Origin of the sequence: Clostridium neonatale (genome assembly GCF_001458595.1) — a bacterium.
GTDB lineage: Bacteria > Bacillota > Clostridia > Clostridiales > Clostridiaceae > Clostridium > Clostridium neonatale.
The window spans coordinates 813,396-832,268 of record NZ_LN890327.1 but is presented as its reverse complement, the minus strand read 5'-3'; the positions used below and the strand labels follow the sequence as shown (position 1 = coordinate 832,268).

At 28.1% G+C, this 18,873-nt stretch carries 15 protein-coding genes and 1 other annotated feature (1 of these 16 cut by a window edge); of the genes, 5 read left to right on the top strand and 10 right to left on the bottom strand.

What is annotated here, in order from left to right:
* Window positions 1–263, bottom strand: a sequence feature (16S ribosomal RNA rRNA prediction is too short) (it extends 479 nt beyond the left edge of the window).
* Between the two features lie 422 nt (window positions 264–685).
* Window positions 686–2,023 carry an MATE family efflux transporter gene (locus BN2920_RS07045; protein ID WP_058294301.1) on the top strand — a complete coding sequence of 446 codons (1,338 nt, stop codon included), beginning with the start codon at window positions 686–688 and terminating at the stop codon, window positions 2,021–2,023.
* A 134-nt stretch (window positions 2,024–2,157) separates the two neighbouring features.
* On the opposite strand, the gene BN2920_RS07040 is transcribed toward BN2920_RS07045, so the two are convergent.
* Together BN2920_RS07040 and BN2920_RS07035 are read right to left on the bottom strand one after the other, a co-directional pair.
* The gene (locus tag BN2920_RS07040; protein WP_058294300.1) at window positions 2,158–2,634 is read right to left on the bottom strand and encodes a hypothetical protein; all 477 of its coding nucleotides are present in this window, start codon (window positions 2,632–2,634) and stop codon (window positions 2,158–2,160) included.
* Between the two features lie 126 nt (window positions 2,635–2,760).
* Window positions 2,761–3,678 carry an aldo/keto reductase gene (locus BN2920_RS07035; protein WP_058294299.1) on the bottom strand — a complete coding sequence of 306 codons (918 nt, stop codon included), beginning with the start codon at window positions 3,676–3,678 and terminating at the stop codon, window positions 2,761–2,763.
* Between the two features lie 500 nt (window positions 3,679–4,178).
* Here BN2920_RS07035 and BN2920_RS07030 point away from each other — a divergent pair, with 500 nt between their 5' ends.
* On the top strand, window positions 4,179–4,700 hold the full coding sequence (locus BN2920_RS07030) for a nitroreductase (RefSeq protein WP_058294298.1): 522 nt from the start codon (window positions 4,179–4,181) through the stop codon (window positions 4,698–4,700).
* A 414-nt stretch (window positions 4,701–5,114) separates the two neighbouring features.
* Here the strand turns inward: BN2920_RS07030 and BN2920_RS07025 are convergent, their stop codons facing one another.
* Window positions 5,115–6,647, bottom strand: a complete 1,533-nt coding sequence (locus tag BN2920_RS07025; RefSeq protein WP_058294297.1) for a methyl-accepting chemotaxis protein — start codon at window positions 6,645–6,647, stop codon at window positions 5,115–5,117.
* 178 nt (window positions 6,648–6,825) lie between these two features.
* On the opposite strand from BN2920_RS07025, the gene BN2920_RS07020 reads away from it, so the two are divergent.
* Window positions 6,826–7,836, top strand: coding sequence for a ketoacyl-ACP synthase III (locus BN2920_RS07020; RefSeq protein ID WP_058294296.1), 1,011 nt, complete (start codon window positions 6,826–6,828; stop codon window positions 7,834–7,836).
* A gap of 109 nt (window positions 7,837–7,945) precedes the next feature.
* Here BN2920_RS07020 and BN2920_RS07015 read toward each other — a convergent pair whose 3' ends face one another.
* From BN2920_RS07015 to helD, 6 genes are all read right to left on the bottom strand, one after another.
* On the bottom strand, window positions 7,946–9,235 hold the full coding sequence (locus tag BN2920_RS07015) for a phenylacetate--CoA ligase family protein (protein WP_058294295.1): 1,290 nt from the start codon (window positions 9,233–9,235) through the stop codon (window positions 7,946–7,948).
* 245 nt (window positions 9,236–9,480) lie between these two features.
* On the bottom strand, window positions 9,481–10,335 hold the full coding sequence (locus tag BN2920_RS07010; RefSeq protein WP_198157485.1) for a MurR/RpiR family transcriptional regulator: 855 nt from the start codon (window positions 10,333–10,335) through the stop codon (window positions 9,481–9,483).
* Between the two features lie 45 nt (window positions 10,336–10,380).
* The gene (locus tag BN2920_RS07005) at window positions 10,381–11,349 is read right to left on the bottom strand and encodes a Gfo/Idh/MocA family protein (protein WP_058294293.1); all 969 of its coding nucleotides are present in this window, start codon (window positions 11,347–11,349) and stop codon (window positions 10,381–10,383) included.
* 47 nt (window positions 11,350–11,396) lie between these two features.
* On the bottom strand, window positions 11,397–12,065 hold the full coding sequence (rpiA, locus tag BN2920_RS07000) for a ribose 5-phosphate isomerase A (RefSeq protein WP_058294292.1): 669 nt from the start codon (window positions 12,063–12,065) through the stop codon (window positions 11,397–11,399).
* 218 nt (window positions 12,066–12,283) lie between these two features.
* Complete coding sequence (locus tag BN2920_RS06995; protein WP_058294291.1) at window positions 12,284–13,141, bottom strand: DegV family protein; 858 nt, start codon at window positions 13,139–13,141, stop codon at window positions 12,284–12,286.
* A 157-nt stretch (window positions 13,142–13,298) separates the two neighbouring features.
* A complete protein-coding gene (gene helD / locus BN2920_RS06990; protein ID WP_058294290.1) occupies window positions 13,299–15,572 on the bottom strand; it encodes an RNA polymerase recycling motor HelD in 2,274 nt (757 codons plus the stop codon).
* A 376-nt stretch (window positions 15,573–15,948) separates the two neighbouring features.
* Between helD and BN2920_RS06985 the strand changes: the two genes are divergently transcribed.
* On the top strand, window positions 15,949–16,992 hold the full coding sequence (locus BN2920_RS06985) for a P1 family peptidase (protein WP_058294289.1): 1,044 nt from the start codon (window positions 15,949–15,951) through the stop codon (window positions 16,990–16,992).
* Between the two features lie 45 nt (window positions 16,993–17,037).
* A complete protein-coding gene (gene mgsA / locus BN2920_RS06980) occupies window positions 17,038–17,397 on the top strand; it encodes a methylglyoxal synthase (protein ID WP_058294288.1) in 360 nt (119 codons plus the stop codon).
* A 113-nt stretch (window positions 17,398–17,510) separates the two neighbouring features.
* Here mgsA and BN2920_RS06975 read toward each other — a convergent pair whose 3' ends face one another.
* Window positions 17,511–18,314 carry an AAC(3) family N-acetyltransferase gene (locus BN2920_RS06975; RefSeq protein WP_058294287.1) on the bottom strand — a complete coding sequence of 268 codons (804 nt, stop codon included), beginning with the start codon at window positions 18,312–18,314 and terminating at the stop codon, window positions 17,511–17,513.
* Window positions 18,315–18,873: the final 559 nt, after the last annotated feature.

Genomic DNA, 18,873 nt, shown 5'->3' with positions numbered 1-18,873 from the left:
ATTACCTCACCAACTAGCTAATGCGACGCGGGTCCATCTTATAGCGAATTGCTCCTTTAATTGCTATATCATGCGATACTACAATCTTATGCGGTATTAATCTTCCTTTCGAAAGGCTATCCCCCACTATAAGGCAGGTTACCCACGTGTTACTCACCCGTCCGCCGCTAATCCGTTTCCCGAAGGAAACTTCATCGCTCGACTTGCATGTGTTAGGCACGCCGCCAGCGTTCGTCCTGAGCCAGGATCAAACTCTCAATAAAAAGTTTAATCTTTGCTCTTACTCTTATAAAAGAATTGCTGGTTTACTAATTGTTTATTATATTCTGTTCAATTTTCAAAGATCATTATTTGTCGCAACTAATCGACTTATTTAGTCTATCACTTTGTTTTCACATTGTCAACAACTTTTTAAACATCTTTTGTTCTTATTTGTTGTTTTCTGTACTTGCGACGTTTTTTATCTTAACACATTACTTTTTGAACATGCTAATTGTAAATTCTACTTTTTAGCAATTACTTTTATATTTCTCATTAATTCTTTATTTTTATTTAATATTCTTATATAGACACGCCCCGTAATGTTGTTTTATAACTTCATTATCTAATCTTTATTATAAGTAATATGATATAATCGTATTATATTTAATAAAAAATTACTTTTGAACGAAAGAAGGCATTAATAGTGTTAATACGAAAAGACATTCTTAAATTAGCTATACCTATTGTAATTGAACAAACTTTTGTAATGCTGCTTGGTGTTTGTAATACTATGATGGCAGGACATATCGGGCCCGAAGCTGTATCTGCAATCGGAATGGTCGATACAATCAACAATCTCTTTATTTCATTTTTTGCAGCACTTTCTGTTGGTGCAACTGTAGTCGTTGCTCAACAAATTGGACAAGACCTATATAAAAAAGCTAACGAAACTGCTGTACAAGCCATTGTGTCAGGTTTTATAGTTTCTTCTATAATCACTTTATTTTTATGGTGTTTCCGTATCCCCCTAATTAACATTCTTTATGGTTCCGCTGAAGAATTGGTAAAATCTAATGCAAAACTCTATCTTGAATTCACATTATTTACCTATCCTTTTATAGCAATTGAACAAATATCAAATGGAATACTTCGAGGCTGTGGTGATACCAAGACACCTATGTATATAACTATGTTTATGAATGTAATAAATATAGTTTTAGGCTATATTTTAATATATGGATTAGGCATTATACCATCACTCGGAATCATGGGTGCTTCCCTTGCAATAGCTATAGCAAGAATAATCGGTACATTAATTATAGGATTTGTTTTATTTAGAGGTAGTAAAGTTATTAAAATTAAAAAGATATTTCCATTTAAATTTAATTTTAAAATCCAGAAAAGTATCTTTAATATAGGAATACCCGCTAGTGTGGAGCAAGTCATATTTAATGCTGGCAAGCTAATTGTACAAATTTTTATTGTTACTATGGGAACTTCTTCAATTGCAGCAAATTCAATTGCAATGTCTATTTCCCAAATAATAAATGTTCCTGGAACTGCTCTATGCCTTGCTGCAACTACATTGGTTGGCCAGCATATAGGGCGAGATGATGTTAAGGGAGCTAAAGAAACCTTGATTTATTTAGTTAAGTTTGCAACATTTAGTTTAGTATCTATTGGTATTATATTTATCTTTATTGGAAGATTCGTATCATCACTTTATACAAATGTGTCTGAAGTAATTGATCTTTCAGCAATGCTACTTAGATGGAATAGCGTAGCATTGTTAGCATGGCCTATTTCATTTGTACTTTCAGCTGGACTTAAAGGTGCTGGTGATACAAGATATACCATGTTCACTGCATTTATTGGAATGTGGATTTTTAGGATAGCAATAGGATATTTCCTAGGCATTATACTTAACATTGGAGTTCTTGGAATTTGGATTGGAATGTTTATAGATTGGATTGTACGTGGAATTATGTATCTCATAAGACTTCATGGGACTAAATGGCTTAAATATAAAATTACAGATTAATTTATCTTTAACAAGTTAAATATGTAATATCTTTTTATAATCATAAACAATGCCTATCGTCTATACATAAAATAAAATAAACTAAATAAATATTACTGATTAATATATACAGTATTATTATTTAGCTTATTTTATTAAGTTCTATTTAACGTTCTAAAATTAATAATAGTTCCAAAAAGTATTAGAATTATAGCAAGTAAATTAGATCCAGTATCACTAATTATTTGTTGATCTCTTTGTTCTGAGCTTGCATTAACAGCAGTCATATATGCATCATAATTAATAAATAGAAATATTACAGTACTAAATAGAAATAATCTATTTGTTAGTTTAGGCAAATACGTCAGATCTTCTATATTTTCAGTATAGTTAGTCTCATTCAAACTATCTAAAGTCTTAATTTTATTCCACTCTACATACCTTATATTTAATAATACACCAACGAGTACAATATAAAGACCTTGAGTTGAAATTCCTAATATGTTTAGCTGCTTAATTAATGCTTGCCTGTCAACTTTTATAGTATCTTCGCCTTCTTCATTGGCTTGGTTATCAGTATTCTTTTTTGCATTATCATTAGCATTGTAGCTGATATTGTCTTTATTCTTCATCTTTCACCTAATCGTTCATACTGATACTCATATATTATATGAATCTTTTATTTCTTTTGATATAAATCATTATAAAAATAAGAAGAACTTAAGTTCTTCTTATTTTAATGCATATACTATTAATTTTTAAGGAAGTTTATTTCCTGCCGCTAAGTATATTTCATACCATTCTTGCCTAGTTAATTCCACATCACTTGCAGTACAAATATCTTTTATTCTATTTGGATTCATAGTTCCAATTATTGTTTGAATTTTTGCTGGATGCCTTAATATCCATGCTGTTGCAATTGAAGTATTAGACACGCCTTTCTTTTCTGCAATTTCATCTATTTTTTTATTTAATTCTGGAAACTTAGGATTATCTAAAAATACTCCTTCAAAAAATCCATATTGATATGGTGACCATGCTTGAATTGTTATATCATTTAGTCTACAATATTCTAAAATTCCACCATCTCTATCTAACCCAGCTTCACATTCCATGTTAGCATTTAACCCCGAGTCTATCATTCCTGTATGCATTATTCCAAATTGCATTTGATTAATAATAATCTTATTATCAAGATATTTATTCAATAATTCAATCTGCATCGGTGTTGCATTGCTAACTCCAAAGTGTTTAACTTTTCCACTTTCAGATAATTTGCTGAAAGCTTCTGCAACTTCTTCTGGCTCCATTAATGTATCTGGACGATGTAGTAATAATGAATCTACATAATCAGTTTTTAATCTTTTTAAGCTAGCATCTACAGAAGTTAAAATATGTTCTTTTGAAAAATCATACATAACACCTGGAACTATTCCACATTTAGTTTGAATTACTATCTTTTCTCTTACATCAGAATTCATTTGAATAGCTTCAGCAAAAATTTCTTCTGATTTTCCTCCACCATATATATCAGCATGATCAAAGAATGTTATTCCTTCAGATAAAGCTTGCTTTATTGTTTTTTCAGCTTCACCTGTACTTAACTCTGCCATTCTCATACATCCAAATCCAATTTCAGTAACCTCATATTTATTAGCAATATTTATTTTTTTCATTTTTTAATCCTCCCTTTTATTATTCACTCACTTTCAGTATACATTTACATTTATATTTTTACTATATAATTATTATTTATATTTTTCAATATTATTCATATAATTATAATAATTCTTGGATTTTTAGTATGAATAATCTTATCTTTTATTTAATTAATAACCCCTATATCAATCAGGTACATCCTCTTAATCCCCACCAAATAAGTAAATTCTTAAATTCTTAAATTCTTAAATTCTTAAATTCTTAAATTCTTAAATTCTTAAATTCTTAAATTCTTAAATTCTTAAATTCTGGGCATTATATTCCATCTTTACCTTTTCTGCAATTAAATTATTTTTTTCATTGAATCATCTATAAGACTTACTAATAAAATATACAATACTACTAAATTTAATAAATATAGCACATTAATTTTATTCTTTTAACCAAACTTAATATGATATATTTATCAAAATATGCTAAAATTATTTTATAAAATAAAATAAAGGAAGTGTCTAAAATGAATCCAGTTTTACAAAACATATTAACAAGAAGAAGTGTACGAGCTTTTACTGATAAGAAAATCAGTCGTGAAGATCTAGATTTAATACTAAAGGCAGGAATTTACGCACCAAGCGGAATGAACAAACAAACTTGGCAATTTACTGTTATTCAAAATCAAAATAAAATTCAAGAATTAGCAAAAGCAATTGGCAAATCTTTAAAAAGAGATGCTAACTATAATTTTTACGGACCAGATACTATAATTCTTTTATCTAATGAAAAGGACAATTCAAACGGATTAGCTGATTGCTCTTGTGCTCTTCAAAATATATTTTTAATGGCAAATGAACTTGGAATAGGCTCTTGTTGGATTAACCAATTAAAAACCATTTGTGATGAACTGGAAATAAGATCACTACTAAACAGCTATGGAATTCCTGAAAACCATATTGTTTGGGGAATTGCAGTTCTTGGTTATCCTGAAAAACCAAACGAAATAAAACCGAAAAATGAATCTGTTATTAAATTTGTTGACTAATGTCACTATTATAGTTATTTAAATAATATTATAAAATTAAATTTAAATATATATACTCTGATAACATAAAAAGTTCAAGTAATTATAGCACAAGCTATATTTCTTGAACTTTTTATTTTTTACTTTTGCCTTTAGGTCTGTCCTACCTTGAATAGGTATCCAAATTCTATCTTGTTATTTGAATAAACCAGGAACTGCTTTCTTACTTCTTAGATTACTATTATCATTTAATTTAATTTTCTTACCAACTGTTTGAACAATATTCCAAATGCCTTGAACACCGATATCTTGATTACATGCTCTTTTTATATTTTATTAATTACTACTTGTTCCTGCTAAAATTACACTGTAACTCTAAAAAATATCAGTATTAAAAATTTTTTAAATACTGATATTTTTTCATTATATATAATTCTATTTTATAAGCTCATTCATTGATTTAACAACATTACCAAGCTCATTAACATTCGCTTCTATTTCTTCATTAGCCGCTGTATTGCGTTCTATTCCTGCATTAACCACTTCATATTCTTCTATGATATGATTAGTTCTATCAGATACTTCTTCATTAAAGCTTATTACAGATTTTGTTTCCTTAAGAAGAGTTTCTGAAGCATTACCTATTTCAATAATATTACTGCTAAAGTTCTTTAGTTCGTCTCCTATATTCTTTAGACCTTCTACACTTTTATTAATTATACTATTGCCGGTTTGTGATTTTTCATTATTATTTTCCATTTCATGTTCTACTATATTAATTTTATCTTTTAATTCTCCCACTATACCACTAACTTGATTTAATGAATTTTTTGTACCTTCTGCAAGTTTTCTAATTTCTTCTGCAACAACAGCAAATCCTTTTCCATATTCACCTGCTCTTGCAGCTTCAATAGACGCATTTAAAGCAAGGAGATTTGTCTGTTCTGAAATATCCCCTATCAAGTTTAAAATATCATCTACTTGACTTGATTTTTCTTCTAATTCTTTTGCTGATTCAAAAGTAGTATTTATATTATCGCTTATATCATCCATAATCCTTAATGAACTACTTAAATCATGTAAATTTTCATCAATAGTACTTATAAAATCTCCAATTTTGTTTTGACAATCGCTGGTTTTATCTACTACTATTTCATTAGCTTTTAATAATGAGTTTAATATATCTTTATTTTCATTTGCTTTAATAATCATATTATTGGAGTAATTAATAACCCTCTGACTTGTACTTGTAACTTCTAAAAGTGATCCTGTTTGTTCTTCAACTGCAGATGATAAATTCTCACTTGTTTCTACAACATCTGCTGATATTTCAGATATAGTTTTAAATAAATGAACAAGTTTTTCATTTTCAATTTCTAGTTCTTCTTCCTTATTGGCTACTTCCTTCATAAGCTTCGAAGAAAAATATACAATTAGAAATATACCTATTAGTGTCAATACTATTGCTACTATCTTCATCATTATTTCTGATTGAGATAATTGTTCACCTGTAAAACTGCCAGGATTTCTTTTAAATACTATCCCCATACATATGACACCTAAAACCATAGATATAGATACCATTTTTAAATCAAAAAATAAAGCTCCTAATATTATAAAATAGAAGATGATCATCCATTGAGAATCTGAGTGTAGTATTACATCTAAAAGTATATAATGAAAATATGTAATAAATAATATCACGCCTTTTGTCGCATTAAATGCTTTCATATTAAATTCATTTTTCCCCACAGTCCATACATAACAAATTCTAAACACAATTCCATATATGACTATAGCAGCTGTTAGAATTACAATTGCAGATGTAGTTACGTAATCATTAATACCAGTAACCTTCATCGTAATTGCATTTATTAAAGATGCTATGCAGCTTACCAAATAAATAATAAGAACAAATTTTAATGTTTTTTGATTAAATTTAATAATAGAACTCTCTCCATTTTTCATGTTTTATCCTCCTAATAAGTTAATTATAATATTTAATTTTTATTTTATAATTTAATAATTGATATAATATGATATAATATACGTATTATATCATATTTAACAAAATATTCTACATACATTTCCTTATTTTTTAATTTTAGATATTTTATAGAAAGATTTACAGGAGGTTTTTAAGTTTATGAATAAAAATGTTAATATATTAGGAACAGGAATATATCATCCAAATAAAAAAGTGACTAATGATTATTATATTAATCATTTTAAAGAATTAGGAAAGGATATATCAGCGTTTCTTGATACTCTTGGCAGAAATGAGCGATACATTATAGATAATAATAGTGATGAAAATGCTTTAACTATGGCATTAGAAGCTGCAAAAAGAGCATTAGAAGCTGCAAACATATCTCCAGAACAACTTGATGCAATAGTTTATTCATCTGATACGCCAGAATATTTATGTCCATCCAATGCGTTAATCATTAATCATTATTTAAATGCAGTTAATGCACATACAGTTTATGATTTAAATTCGAACTGTGTAGGAATGGTGGTTGCTTTAGATCAAATAAGCCGCTACATGAAAACATCTAAACACATTAAATATGCTCTTGTAGTTGGAAGTGTTTTTTCTAGTTCAATTGCAAGACCAGACTGTAAATACACTTATCCAACTTCAGGTGATGGTGCTGCAGCAGTGGTTCTAGAATGTGTAGATGAACCTGAATTAAGAGGAATAATAGATTCAAAATATTGTACAAAATCAGAATATTATAATACTATTATTTCACCTAAATGTGGACTTTCAAAAATGCGTTCAAATGAAATTCCAGAATATGATAAGAAACAACAATGGACTCCTTTTCCACTTGATTTCTTTTCAGTCGAATGGAGCAAAGCAATACATGAATTTAGTAAAGAGTATGATTTTTCAATGAACAGTATTCACAACTATTTCTTATCTCAATATTCAAAACAGTTTCTTATAGAAACTGCAAAAATACTAGATATAGATGATTATAAAGAAAAATTTACTTATATAGGAGACAAGTATGGTTATACTGGAACTACCAGTCCTATTTTTGCTCTTCATGAAGCTCTTACAACCAAAGAAATTGAACCTGGCTCAAAAGCTGTATTTTGTTCTGTTGGTGCTGGAGTTGCCATGTGTACGCTCTTATATTCTTTTTAGATATATTCCCAATGTTAAAGTCACTTACAAAATCAGTGGCTTTTTCTTTTTCAACAATAAAATAGCAGTAAAAAACTATTATAATATTTTTTCACTGCTATTTTATTCTTTAAGATAATGCTAGTTCTCTATTATAAAATACTCTCTTTGCCTTTCCTTCTGAACGTTTAAGAGTTTCAGGATTAACAAGTTCTAATAAACAATGAATTTGAAGCTCCCTATATAATCTATCAATAATATTTTTCTTCAATTTAATTAAGTATTCTTGTGTATAAAATTCAATATAATTATTCATTTCCACAACAATTGTAATCTTGTCCATATTTCTATCTGTTTCAACATTAATCACATAATGAGCTGATAAATCACCACTATATCCAGCTATTATTTTTTCAATTTGAATTGGATATATGTTTACCCCTCTAATGATCATCATATCATCACTTCTTCCATGAACACGCTTAATTCTTGCTTCATGAGATCCGCACTCACATTTATCATAGCTTAAAACTGTTATATCTCTTGTTCTATATCTTAATATTGGTAGTGCTTCTTTTGTAAGAGTCGTTAATACCAATTCACCTTGTTCTCCACTCACAAGATTTTCTGTAGTTTCACTATTAATTATTTCTGGTAAAAAATACTGTTCATTTATGTGAAGTCCATTTTTCATTTCACACTCACCGGCTACTCCTGGTCCCACAACTTCACTTAATCCATATATATCATACGCTTTTATATTAAAGGACTTTTCTATTCTTTCTCTCATTTCATCAGACCATGGTTCTGCTCCAAAAACTCCAACTCTTAATTTTAGTTCTTCTGGTTTTATCTCCATTTTTTTCATAACATCAGACATATGTAAAGCATAAGATGGCGTTGAACAAAGTACTGTAACCCCAAAATTTTTCATTGCTAATATCTGCTTCTCCGTATTTCCTCCAGAAATAGGAATAACCGTAGCGCCAATTTTTTCACATCCATAATGAAAACCTAATCCTCCTGTAAATAAACCATATGGTATAGAATTTTGAACAATATCTTTTGCTGTAACTCCGTTTCTTTTTAAAATTAATGCCATCATCTCGCTCCATATATCAATATCATTTTTAGTATAGCCAACAACAGTTTGTGTGCCTGTTGTCCCTGATGATGCATGAATTCTAACTATTTTTTCCATAGGAACTGCAAACATTCCATATGGATAATTATCACGTAAGTCTTGTTTAGTTGTAAATGGCACTAGTCTTATATCTTTTATGGACTTAATATGTTCTGGTTTTAATCCTATTTTATCAAACTTTTTTCTGTAAAGTTCAACATTATTATATGCATTATTTACTGTTTCTATCAACCTCTTTGTTTGAATTGCTTCTATTTCTTCTCGTATACTTCCCATAAAGCATCCTCCTTTATATTCATGAACATATAGTCACTTTATAATTATCGTATGTTTTACATTTTTATTAACATTTTATGTATTCTTATTTATTATATTGTTTAAAAAACATTTATTGTAATTTATTTCAATAAATGTTTATATTAAAATAAAAAACCTGCTTATTTAAGATAAAAGCAGGTTTTCTTAATTAAATTATTAATTTTAGATATAAAATCACTATATAATATAAAGAGACAATACTTCTAAATTTTATCTTCCGCCATACATTGCTCATGCCTATTCATACATTCATAAGCATCTTTTTTATTTGAAATTGTAAGTAAAAACAATATTTCTATAACAGCCATAAAAGGAACCCTTGTAAAGTTAAACTCATCTAAAAATAGTTTTTCTCTTGATGCTACACTTATTACATAATCACTTAACTTAGCAAGTTCTGAATTTTCATGTTTAGTTATGCAGATTACTTTAGCCTTTCTTCCAATAGCCATATTTACTAGTGTTAAAAGCTTTTTAGATGATCCAGAATTTGAAATAACAATAACTACATCACCTTCCGATATATTACATGTAAAAGCTAATTGTGTTTCATAAATAGTATTTGCAAAAGACGATATTCCAATTTGATTGAATTTATATGCACCATCTAAAGCAACAGGTATTGTATTGCCAACTGCTGCAAATTGAACAGTCCTTGCTTTTTTTATTACATCAAGAATTTCTTTTATATTCTTTTCATCCATTATGGATATGGTTTGCTTTAATTCCTCTATTTTATTGGCTAGTATATTTTCAAGTGATTGAGCTATTTTGTTTATACTTATCTCATTCGATGTAGTTCTTTCTTCACTGGATCTCATCATCTCTTTAGCTAAACTTATTTTCAAATGATGAAATCCCTTGAAATCACACTTTTTACAAAATCGTATTATAGTTGCTTCACTAGCATTACTGGCATTTGCTAATTCACTAACAGTCATATCTACAACTTTTTTTTGATTGTTAATAACATAATCAGCAATCTTTTTTTCCGCTTCAAAAAGCTTATCATAAACCTGAAATATTTTATCTAAAACAGATTTTTCTTTGCTTGACACTTTCATTTCTCCTTATTTACTTAGAAAGATTTCCTCTTCATTAAATTATTCAAAAGTATATTTTAATCCCCATTGTTCTCTAACATTATCCATTATACCTACTACATCTGTTGATAATTCTAATGTATCATTATCTTTTTTCTTCTCAATATAATCAATCATATCTTTGATTTCATATATTAATGCCTTAGAAGTTTCTCCACATTCTATAGTTTCTACTCTTCCATCAGGATAAGTAATTGTTGCTTTTTCTGCTCTTGGGAAATTTTCTACTGTGATATAAGCTTTTTCTCCACAAACAATTCCTCTCTTAGGCTGCTTTGCTCTCATTGTTAATGAAATGACTGCCATTTCATCTTCTTTATTTTTTAATATTATTCCTGATTGCTCATCAACTCCAGTTTCAAACTTTTTAACTGTTGTCAATATTTCTTCTGGCTGGCTTGAAAGAAAATATCTTGCATATGATAATGCATAAGTACCAATATCAAGTAATGCTCCACCAGCTAAATCTGGACTAAAAAATCTATTTGTAACATCATATTCCTTGAGACTTCCAAAGTTGACCTGTATCATCTTTATCTTTCCAAGGTCTCCGTTCTTAACAATCTCGCCTAATTTCTTATATAGTGGCATATGGAAAATTGTCATTGCTTCTGTAACTATTAGATTCTTTTCATTAGCCAAATCTTTTATTTCCTTTAATTGCTTTCCATTTACGGTTATTGCTTTTTCACAAATAACATGTTTATTATTTTTTAAACTTTCAATTACATATTCATGATGATTAGAATGTGGTGTTGCTACGTATACAACATCAATATTTTCATCTTTAAGCATTTCATTAAGATCCTTATACACATTTTTTACATTATGATTTTTTGCAAACTCTTTAGCTTTATCAAACTTTCTTCCCCAAACACCATAAACTTCTCCTACTTCTTCGTTTAAAGATTTTGCAAACTCATTTGCTATTGTTCCTGGTCCTATAATTGCCCAATTTAATTTTTTCATATTCTACACCTCACATATATTTATTAATATTACTAATTCATAATCAATTATTTTTTAGATATAACTCTAATCCCTTTTTCACTTGCAACAACTGCTTTTGTTACAACATGTGTAAATAATGATGTCTCAACTACTCCACAGATTTTTATCAAATCATCATTTAGTTTTTCTGCATCTTCAATATTTTTAAACTCAACATCTAGTAATAAATTTCCATCATCACTAATAGTAAATCCATCTTTAATGCTGCTACATCTTACTACAGGAATACCACCTAATTCTCTTACTTTTCTTTCAACATATCCTAATGATTCTTCCAGTACTTCAAGCACAACTGGATCTTTAAATGATAATTTTTCTTCAAATTTTTCTTCATCTACAAGTAATATATAGTCATTTGCCATACTTCCAATTATTTTTTCTCTAGTATGAATCCCTCCACCACTTTTTAATGCATTTAAATGTTTATCAACATGGTTGCAGCCATCAAATGCTACATCTATTTTATCTACTGAAAAAGTATGCAATACTTCTAAACCATTTTTTATACATAACATCTTTGTTTTCATTGACGGTGTGACTACTTTAACATTTAGTTTTTCTTCTTTTATGAAATCCACTAAATATGATATAGTTTGGCCGCCACCAAGTCCTATAACTGTATTATCTTTAATATACTTTAAAGCTTCTTTTGCACAATTCTTTTTTAAATCCATGATTACACTCCTTCTATATGATAATAGTTTTATTTCTTACTCTTATATTATTACGACACATTAATTTCGTCAATATAATTTATAACGAAGTTTTTTTTCTTGAATAAAAATTATAATTATAGATAGTTAATATACAAATATAAAACATGGAATAATTATTCTACCAAAAAATAAGTGCCTATCTAATATTGATATAGATAAGCACTTATTTAAAATTTCTAATTGTTACTCTTATTAAAATATGCAACTCCAATAGCCCCTGGTCCTACATGAACACCAATAACTGGTCCAATAGATTGTATACCTACATGTATATTAAGCTTTTCTTCTAATTTTTTAGCAAGTTCCATTCCTTCATCTTCACAATTAATATGATGTACTATAACATCTCCAATTCCCTTATTGTTACAGTCTTCTAAAACCTTATTTAAAATTGAGTCTACAGCTTTCTTTTTAGTTCTTACTTTCTCAAATACTGTTGTTTCTCCGTTTTCCACTGTAAGGATTGGTTTAATTTGAAATATACCACCTAAAATTGCTGATGCCTTTCCTATTCTTCCACCCTTTTGTAAATACTTAAGAGTATCTGGAACAAAAAGAAATCTACTATTCTCTTTAACACTTTCAGCTACTTTCATAACTTCTTCCATTGTTTTCCCGCTCATTGCAGCTTTCGCAGCTTCTAATGCTATGAATCCCATCTGCATACTATTTGTACTTGAATCAAAAATTTCAATACTTGCATCTTTATAATCTTCTAAAATCATATTTTTTACTAAATGAGCACTTGAATACGTTCCACTCATTTTAGCTGAAATAAATATAGCAAACACCTCATCACCATTATCTATTTTGTCTTTAAATACTTTTAACAATTCATCCATTCCCGGTTGAGATGATGTTGGTATTTCTCCGCTTAAATCCATTTTCTTATAAAATTCTTTATTTTCTAAATCAATTTCCTTATAACTTTCTCCATTTAAAATAACATTCAATGATACTACAGTTATATCTAGTTCTTTAGCCAATTCTTTTGGTATATAACTAGTACTATCAGTTATTATTTTTACTGCCATTTTACTCTCCTCTTAAATTCTATATATTAAAATATTTTGTCTATTGTTTATTGCATCTATTAGAATTATATCCTATATTTTATATTATAATATTATAATAAATTTCTTTAAAACTAAGTATATCATTCAATATATATTATGCAATATTATTTTCACATTATATGAGTTTAGTTATACTATCTAGCTTTATTATAAATTCCATGTGCAATGCTCTTGTTAATGAAACATATAATAGTTTTTTATCTAATAAACTTTCACTATAGCTATCTTCACTTGGATTCAATAGTATTGTACAGTCAAACTCTAACCCCTTTGTTAAATATGATGGAATTATTAAAAAATCTTCTTCACATTTATCATTTTTTTCTGTAACAATTCCAAATTTATATTTACTATTTTTCTGTAATATTCTATAAAAATTATTTGCCTCTTTATCGTCTTTTGTTATAACAGCCATACTACTTTTATTATTTTCTTTTAAAAGTTTTATTATATTTTCTATCTCTGTTACATACTCTTCTTCTATTTTAACTTCTATTATTTTTGGTTTTTCACCATGCCTTAAAACCGGCTTACATTCTTTAATATTAAGATTTTGTGAGTTTAAAACCTTTGATGCAAAATCTATAATTTCCACAGTTGAACGGTAACTTTGGCTAAGCTGTACATATGTAGCCTCACTATTAAATACGTCTTTTATTAATTCATCCCATGAATTTATTCCCTTATAATAATAAATTCCCTGTGCTAAATCTCCTACTAAAGTTAAAGAATTTCCTATAGCTAAATTTCTTATTACATCTAATTGAAACATGCTATAATCTTGAACTTCATCAACTACGATATGTTTAAATCTTTCTTCATCACTTATCCCATCAATTAATATTTTTATATAGTATAAAGGTGCTAAATCATCTTCATCTATAATGTTATTTTTTATATTATTATCAAATTCACTTTTCATATATTGTTCTAATACTTTAGGTATTCTCCCTGCTGTCGCACTATCAAAAAGCTCTTCATTATTAAAAAATTCTTTATATAAGTCACTAGAATTTATTGATTTCCACTCTTTAAAATAAGCATTAAATTCTCTTTTTGCATTCTTTTTTACACTTTCTTTTAGCATATCCCTTTCATCATATATATCAATCAAAAATTTTCTTCTTTTTTCAATATCTTTATGTTCTCTTTTGATCTCTAAAACCTTAAAGTCATATTTTTCATCTATAGCTGCTAATGTAACTTCAACTTTGTTTTTCAAATTCAATTGCAGATATTTTTTTATTTCATCTTTTCTTTTATTTATAGGATGCATCTTAAAGTCATTTTTGTAGAGTTTTTCAATATACTTCTTATCAAATAATACTTCTTCTTTAACTCTAATATCTTTTATGTCAAAGCTTATATGCTCAATTAATTTAATAAATCTTTCAAGCATTTTTTTATAAACTAATGTTCCTTTCACTTTACTAGAATTTAATATCAGTTTTTTCTTAAACTCATCTTTTTCATTTAATATCTGTTTGATTTTTTTATCTTTATCATATACTTCTAATTTAATCTTTAACTTGGATAACATCAGGTCTTCAAAGGTGTTTTGTTTAACCTCACTAACATCTAAACTTGGTAGAATGTCTGAAATGTAATTTAAGAACAATTTATTTGGTGCTAAAACTAATATATCTTCACCTTTTAAATTTTCATTATATCTGTATATAAGGTATGCCAATCTATGTAATGCTATTGTTGTTTTTCCAGAGCCTGCTGACCCTTGAACTATTATAGGTAAGTTTTTAGGCCATCTTATTATTTCATTTTGTTCCTTTTGTATAGTTGATACTACTTCTTTAAGTTTTTTTCCAGTATTAGCTTCTAAATTTATCTTTAGAAATTCATCCACTAACTCTTTTCCTTCTTCACCACTTACCATTATTTGATCAATAGCCTCATCAAAAACTTTTTCGATTTCATCATTATTAAATAAGAACTTTCGTTTAGTTTCTAGCTTTCCTTCAATAATGCCTTTAGGCGATTTATAATATGACTCTTTTGATGTTCCACTATAATATAAATCAGCAACTGGTGCTCTCCAGTCAACTACTATTTCTTCAACATCTTTTGTATTACTTATTCCATTCTTTCCTATATATATTGTCTCTTCAAAATTTCCGTTTTCTTTAAAATCAATTCTTCCAAAGTATGGATTATTTATTGCTTCAGTATAATTCCCTATTTCTTTTTCCAAAGATTCTTTTAATACCTTAAAAGTTTCTTTTTCTACGCTATAACTTCCTTTCACTTCTTTTACAAGCTGACTCAATTTGGTTGCTACCTCTTCTAATCTATTGCTTTTAAAATTAATCTCATTCTTTATTAATTTTCTTTTGTCCTCTAACACTCTCTGCTCTTCCAATAATATTTCATCCATATCTTGCACCTCCTTAAAAAATAACAAATAACATATTTTAACAAGTAAGATAAATGAATATTGTATCATAAAAACTAAAAATACAATAGTATATATATTCTTTTAAAAAATAATCCACATACAAATTACATAACAGTTGCTTAATTTGTTGAAGAATTAAATTTTCAACATATATATAATAATTATTATTAATTTTATAACTTACATAAACGAATAAATTAATTATCTTCTTAATTTATTTTATCATAGTACATTTTTCTTTAAATTAGTGTACTATTATTTATATACATTTCTTCTAAACAAATAAAAGAAAGTTTCTAAATAAGAAAGGAGTGAATTATTGAGAATATAAATAATTATGTTCTCATAATTAGATATGAATAGTAAATCTTTGAATGATTATAATATTGAAATTGGAAAACTTCCAAAAGGACCTTTAAATAAAATATCTGATGTGCCTGGCATAAAGGTTGGGCATTGTACTCTTGATAATGAAGAGCACAAAACTGGAGTAACTGTTATAATTCCTAGTGAAAATAACATCTTTGAAAATAAACTTATAGCTTCTTCTTTTGTTTTAAATGGGTTTGGCAAGAGTTTAGGACTTGTGCAGATAGATGAACTTGGAACATTAGAAACACCAATAACCATAACTAATACATTAAACGTTGGTCTTGTTCATGACGCTATCATAGAATACATGATTAAAACATGTAAAAAAGAAAATATAGATATTCGTTCAATCAATCCTGTAGTATGTGAATGTAATGATAGTGGCTTAAATAACATCCAAGAAAGAGCTGTGCATAAAGAACATGTTTTTAAAGCAATAGAAAATGCATGTTCTAATTTTGATGAAGGCGATGTAGGTGCCGGAAAAGGTACTGTATGTTATGGATTAAAAGGTGGAATCGGCTCATCATCACGCATAATTGAATTAGATGGAAATAAATATACACTTGGAGTCCTAGTACAATCAAATCATGGCATATTAGATGATTTAATCGTAGATAACAATAACATTGGAAGCAAATTAAGGGAATATATTGAAACAAATGTAGTAGATAAAGGTTCAATAATAATGATTATTGCAACAGATATGCCAGTAAGTGATAGACAACTTAAAAGAATAATAAAACGTGCCAGCGTTGGGCTTGCAAGAACTGGTTCATTTATTGGACATGGTAGTGGTGAAGTTATGATTGGATTCTCTACAGCTAATACAATACATCATTCAGAAAAAAATGATATTATAAATATTAATATCCTAAATGAAAATTCTATAGATAAAGCTTTTAGAGCTGTTGCAGAAGCTACTGAAGAAGCTGTTCTAAAATCACTGTTAGCATCTGATACCGTAACTGGATTTGATAAAAAAACAAAATATAGTATAAACGAATTCCTAAATAATATGATATAATAACTTAAGAAAACGTATTAATAATTGCTTTTAGGAGGACAAACTATGAAAATTGCATTGATAGCTCATGATAAGAAAAAAGAAGAAATGATTGAGTTTTCTAAAAAACACACAGAAACATTAGCTAAATATGAATTAGTCGCTACTGGGACTACTGGTAAGAAGATTTCAGAAGCCACTGGACTTGAAGTTAAACGATATCTATCTGGACCATATGGTGGAGATCAACAATTAGGTGGACGTATTGCAGAAGGTAAAATAGATTTAGTAATCTTTTTAAGAGATCCTCTTACTGCTCAACCTCATGAGCCTGATGTTTCTGCCTTACTTAGAGTATGTGATGTACATAATGTTCCTGTAGTTACTAATATAGCTACTGCTGAACTTATAATTACACAATTTTAGTATTAATAAAATTAAACTAGAGAACTAATAGTAATTACACTTTATTTCCTATTAGTTCTCTTTTAAATTAAATATTAATTATATATTCAATTATCATTTCTTACTTTTACAAATTATTTTCTATTCTTCTCCATCCATTTAGTAGCCCAATCCACTAATAATCTTTGCCTTATTAGCCTTACTTCTGCATTTCCAACTCTATGAATATTAATATTCATTTCTTTATCATATTCTTGTCCCATTTGAATAAAATCACTATCATCAACATCTTGGGTGTTATAAGTAACCCATTCTCTTTTTCCATCAATCATTATGGCACTGCTTTCATTGGTAAATTTCTTTCCTTTAAAATCTGCTATTGTTTCGGATAAATGAAATGATGTATTTTTGTCATATCCGACACCAATTAAAAGAATATATCCATCTAACTTATAAAGCTTATCTATTGGAGAATTTTCTCCAAAAATATTACTCAAATCATGATCTTTTGTTAGATATTCTGCATTCTTTCCATAAGCTGCAACGGATCTTGCAGGATGATCAGATCGCTTAACACCTGGCCATTTTGCAAATAATTCTGCAACTGCTCCCATACCAATAGCTGGTGTTACATTTTTATCATATGCAGGCCAATTTTCTCTTATAATATCATACCATTCTTCTGGTTCCTCCCAATGAACGCCTTTAATTGGATCTAGATTTTTCCAAGTCTGTGTTGGCATCATTATTGTGCCTTCTTCTCCCACTATGTCAATAAGTGCTCTTATTACAGTTTCAGCTCCTCCTACAACAAATCCCAGCTTCTTTAGTGATGTATGAACCATTATATTTTGCCCTTCTGAAACACCGCATTTTTTTAAACCATTTATTAAATCCTCTCTTGTTAAAATTACTCTTGTTTCTTTCTCAGAATTCATTTTATTTTCACTCCCCTTTTAAAAAATTATTGCCATATATCAAAATACTTCTCTTATATCTTATTAAATACTTTTCTGTCTTATATTTCAAGTTATCTTTTTTCTAAAATCATACCTACATTAAATAAAGGACGTGCTAAGTTTAGAGGATAACAACCGACCATAAGATCTTCATTTCTTTGTTTCATCTAAACTCATAGTATAAAGTCTATTACTACTAACAGGCGTTATATTTCTATGATTATAGAGAAAACAAAGAAATTCAATATATGAATACCCGACTCATATTCATTCGCTGGGTAAGCGATTCACACCAAATCACAGATTTGGGTTCTCTGCTTAGGCGTAGTATTGTATTAAGAAATTTAAGCTTTTAACTTCTTAGAGATAGGCTGTTCCAAAATAATTTGTCCAACACTTGCTGTTGGAGCAAATTGTTTTGGGCACAGCCTATCTCTTTAGAAGTTTTAGCTTAAATTTCCCTATAATCGAGCCTATCATATATTGAATTTCGGTTGTTATCCACTAAACTCTGATTCTACATCCCTTATTTATGTTG

Excerpts from the sequence above, each read along its gene's own strand:
- BN2920_RS07040 (WP_058294300.1), bottom strand. The coding sequence starts at position 2,634 with ATGAAGAATAAAGACAATATCAGCTACAATGCTAATGATAATGCAAAA.
- BN2920_RS07035 (WP_058294299.1), bottom strand. The coding sequence starts at position 3,678 with ATGAAAAAAATAAATATTGCTAATAAATATGAGGTTACTGAAATTGGA.
- BN2920_RS07030 (WP_058294298.1), top strand. The coding sequence starts at position 4,179 with ATGAATCCAGTTTTACAAAACATATTAACAAGAAGAAGTGTACGAGCT.
- BN2920_RS07025 (WP_058294297.1), bottom strand. The coding sequence starts at position 6,647 with ATGAAAAATGGAGAGAGTTCTATTATTAAATTTAATCAAAAAACATTA.
- BN2920_RS07020 (WP_058294296.1), top strand. The coding sequence starts at position 6,826 with ATGAATAAAAATGTTAATATATTAGGAACAGGAATATATCATCCAAAT.
- BN2920_RS07015 (WP_058294295.1), bottom strand. The coding sequence starts at position 9,235 with ATGGGAAGTATACGAGAAGAAATAGAAGCAATTCAAACAAAGAGGTTG.
- BN2920_RS07005 (WP_058294293.1), bottom strand. The coding sequence starts at position 11,349 with ATGAAAAAATTAAATTGGGCAATTATAGGACCAGGAACAATAGCAAAT.
- rpiA (WP_058294292.1), bottom strand. The coding sequence starts at position 12,065 with ATGGATTTAAAAAAGAATTGTGCAAAAGAAGCTTTAAAGTATATTAAA.
- BN2920_RS06995 (WP_058294291.1), bottom strand. The coding sequence starts at position 13,141 with ATGGCAGTAAAAATAATAACTGATAGTACTAGTTATATACCAAAAGAA.
- helD (WP_058294290.1), bottom strand. The coding sequence starts at position 15,572 with ATGGATGAAATATTATTGGAAGAGCAGAGAGTGTTAGAGGACAAAAGA.
- BN2920_RS06985 (WP_058294289.1), top strand. The coding sequence starts at position 15,949 with ATGAATAGTAAATCTTTGAATGATTATAATATTGAAATTGGAAAACTT.
- mgsA (WP_058294288.1), top strand. The coding sequence starts at position 17,038 with ATGAAAATTGCATTGATAGCTCATGATAAGAAAAAAGAAGAAATGATT.
- BN2920_RS06975 (WP_058294287.1), bottom strand. The coding sequence starts at position 18,314 with ATGAATTCTGAGAAAGAAACAAGAGTAATTTTAACAAGAGAGGATTTA.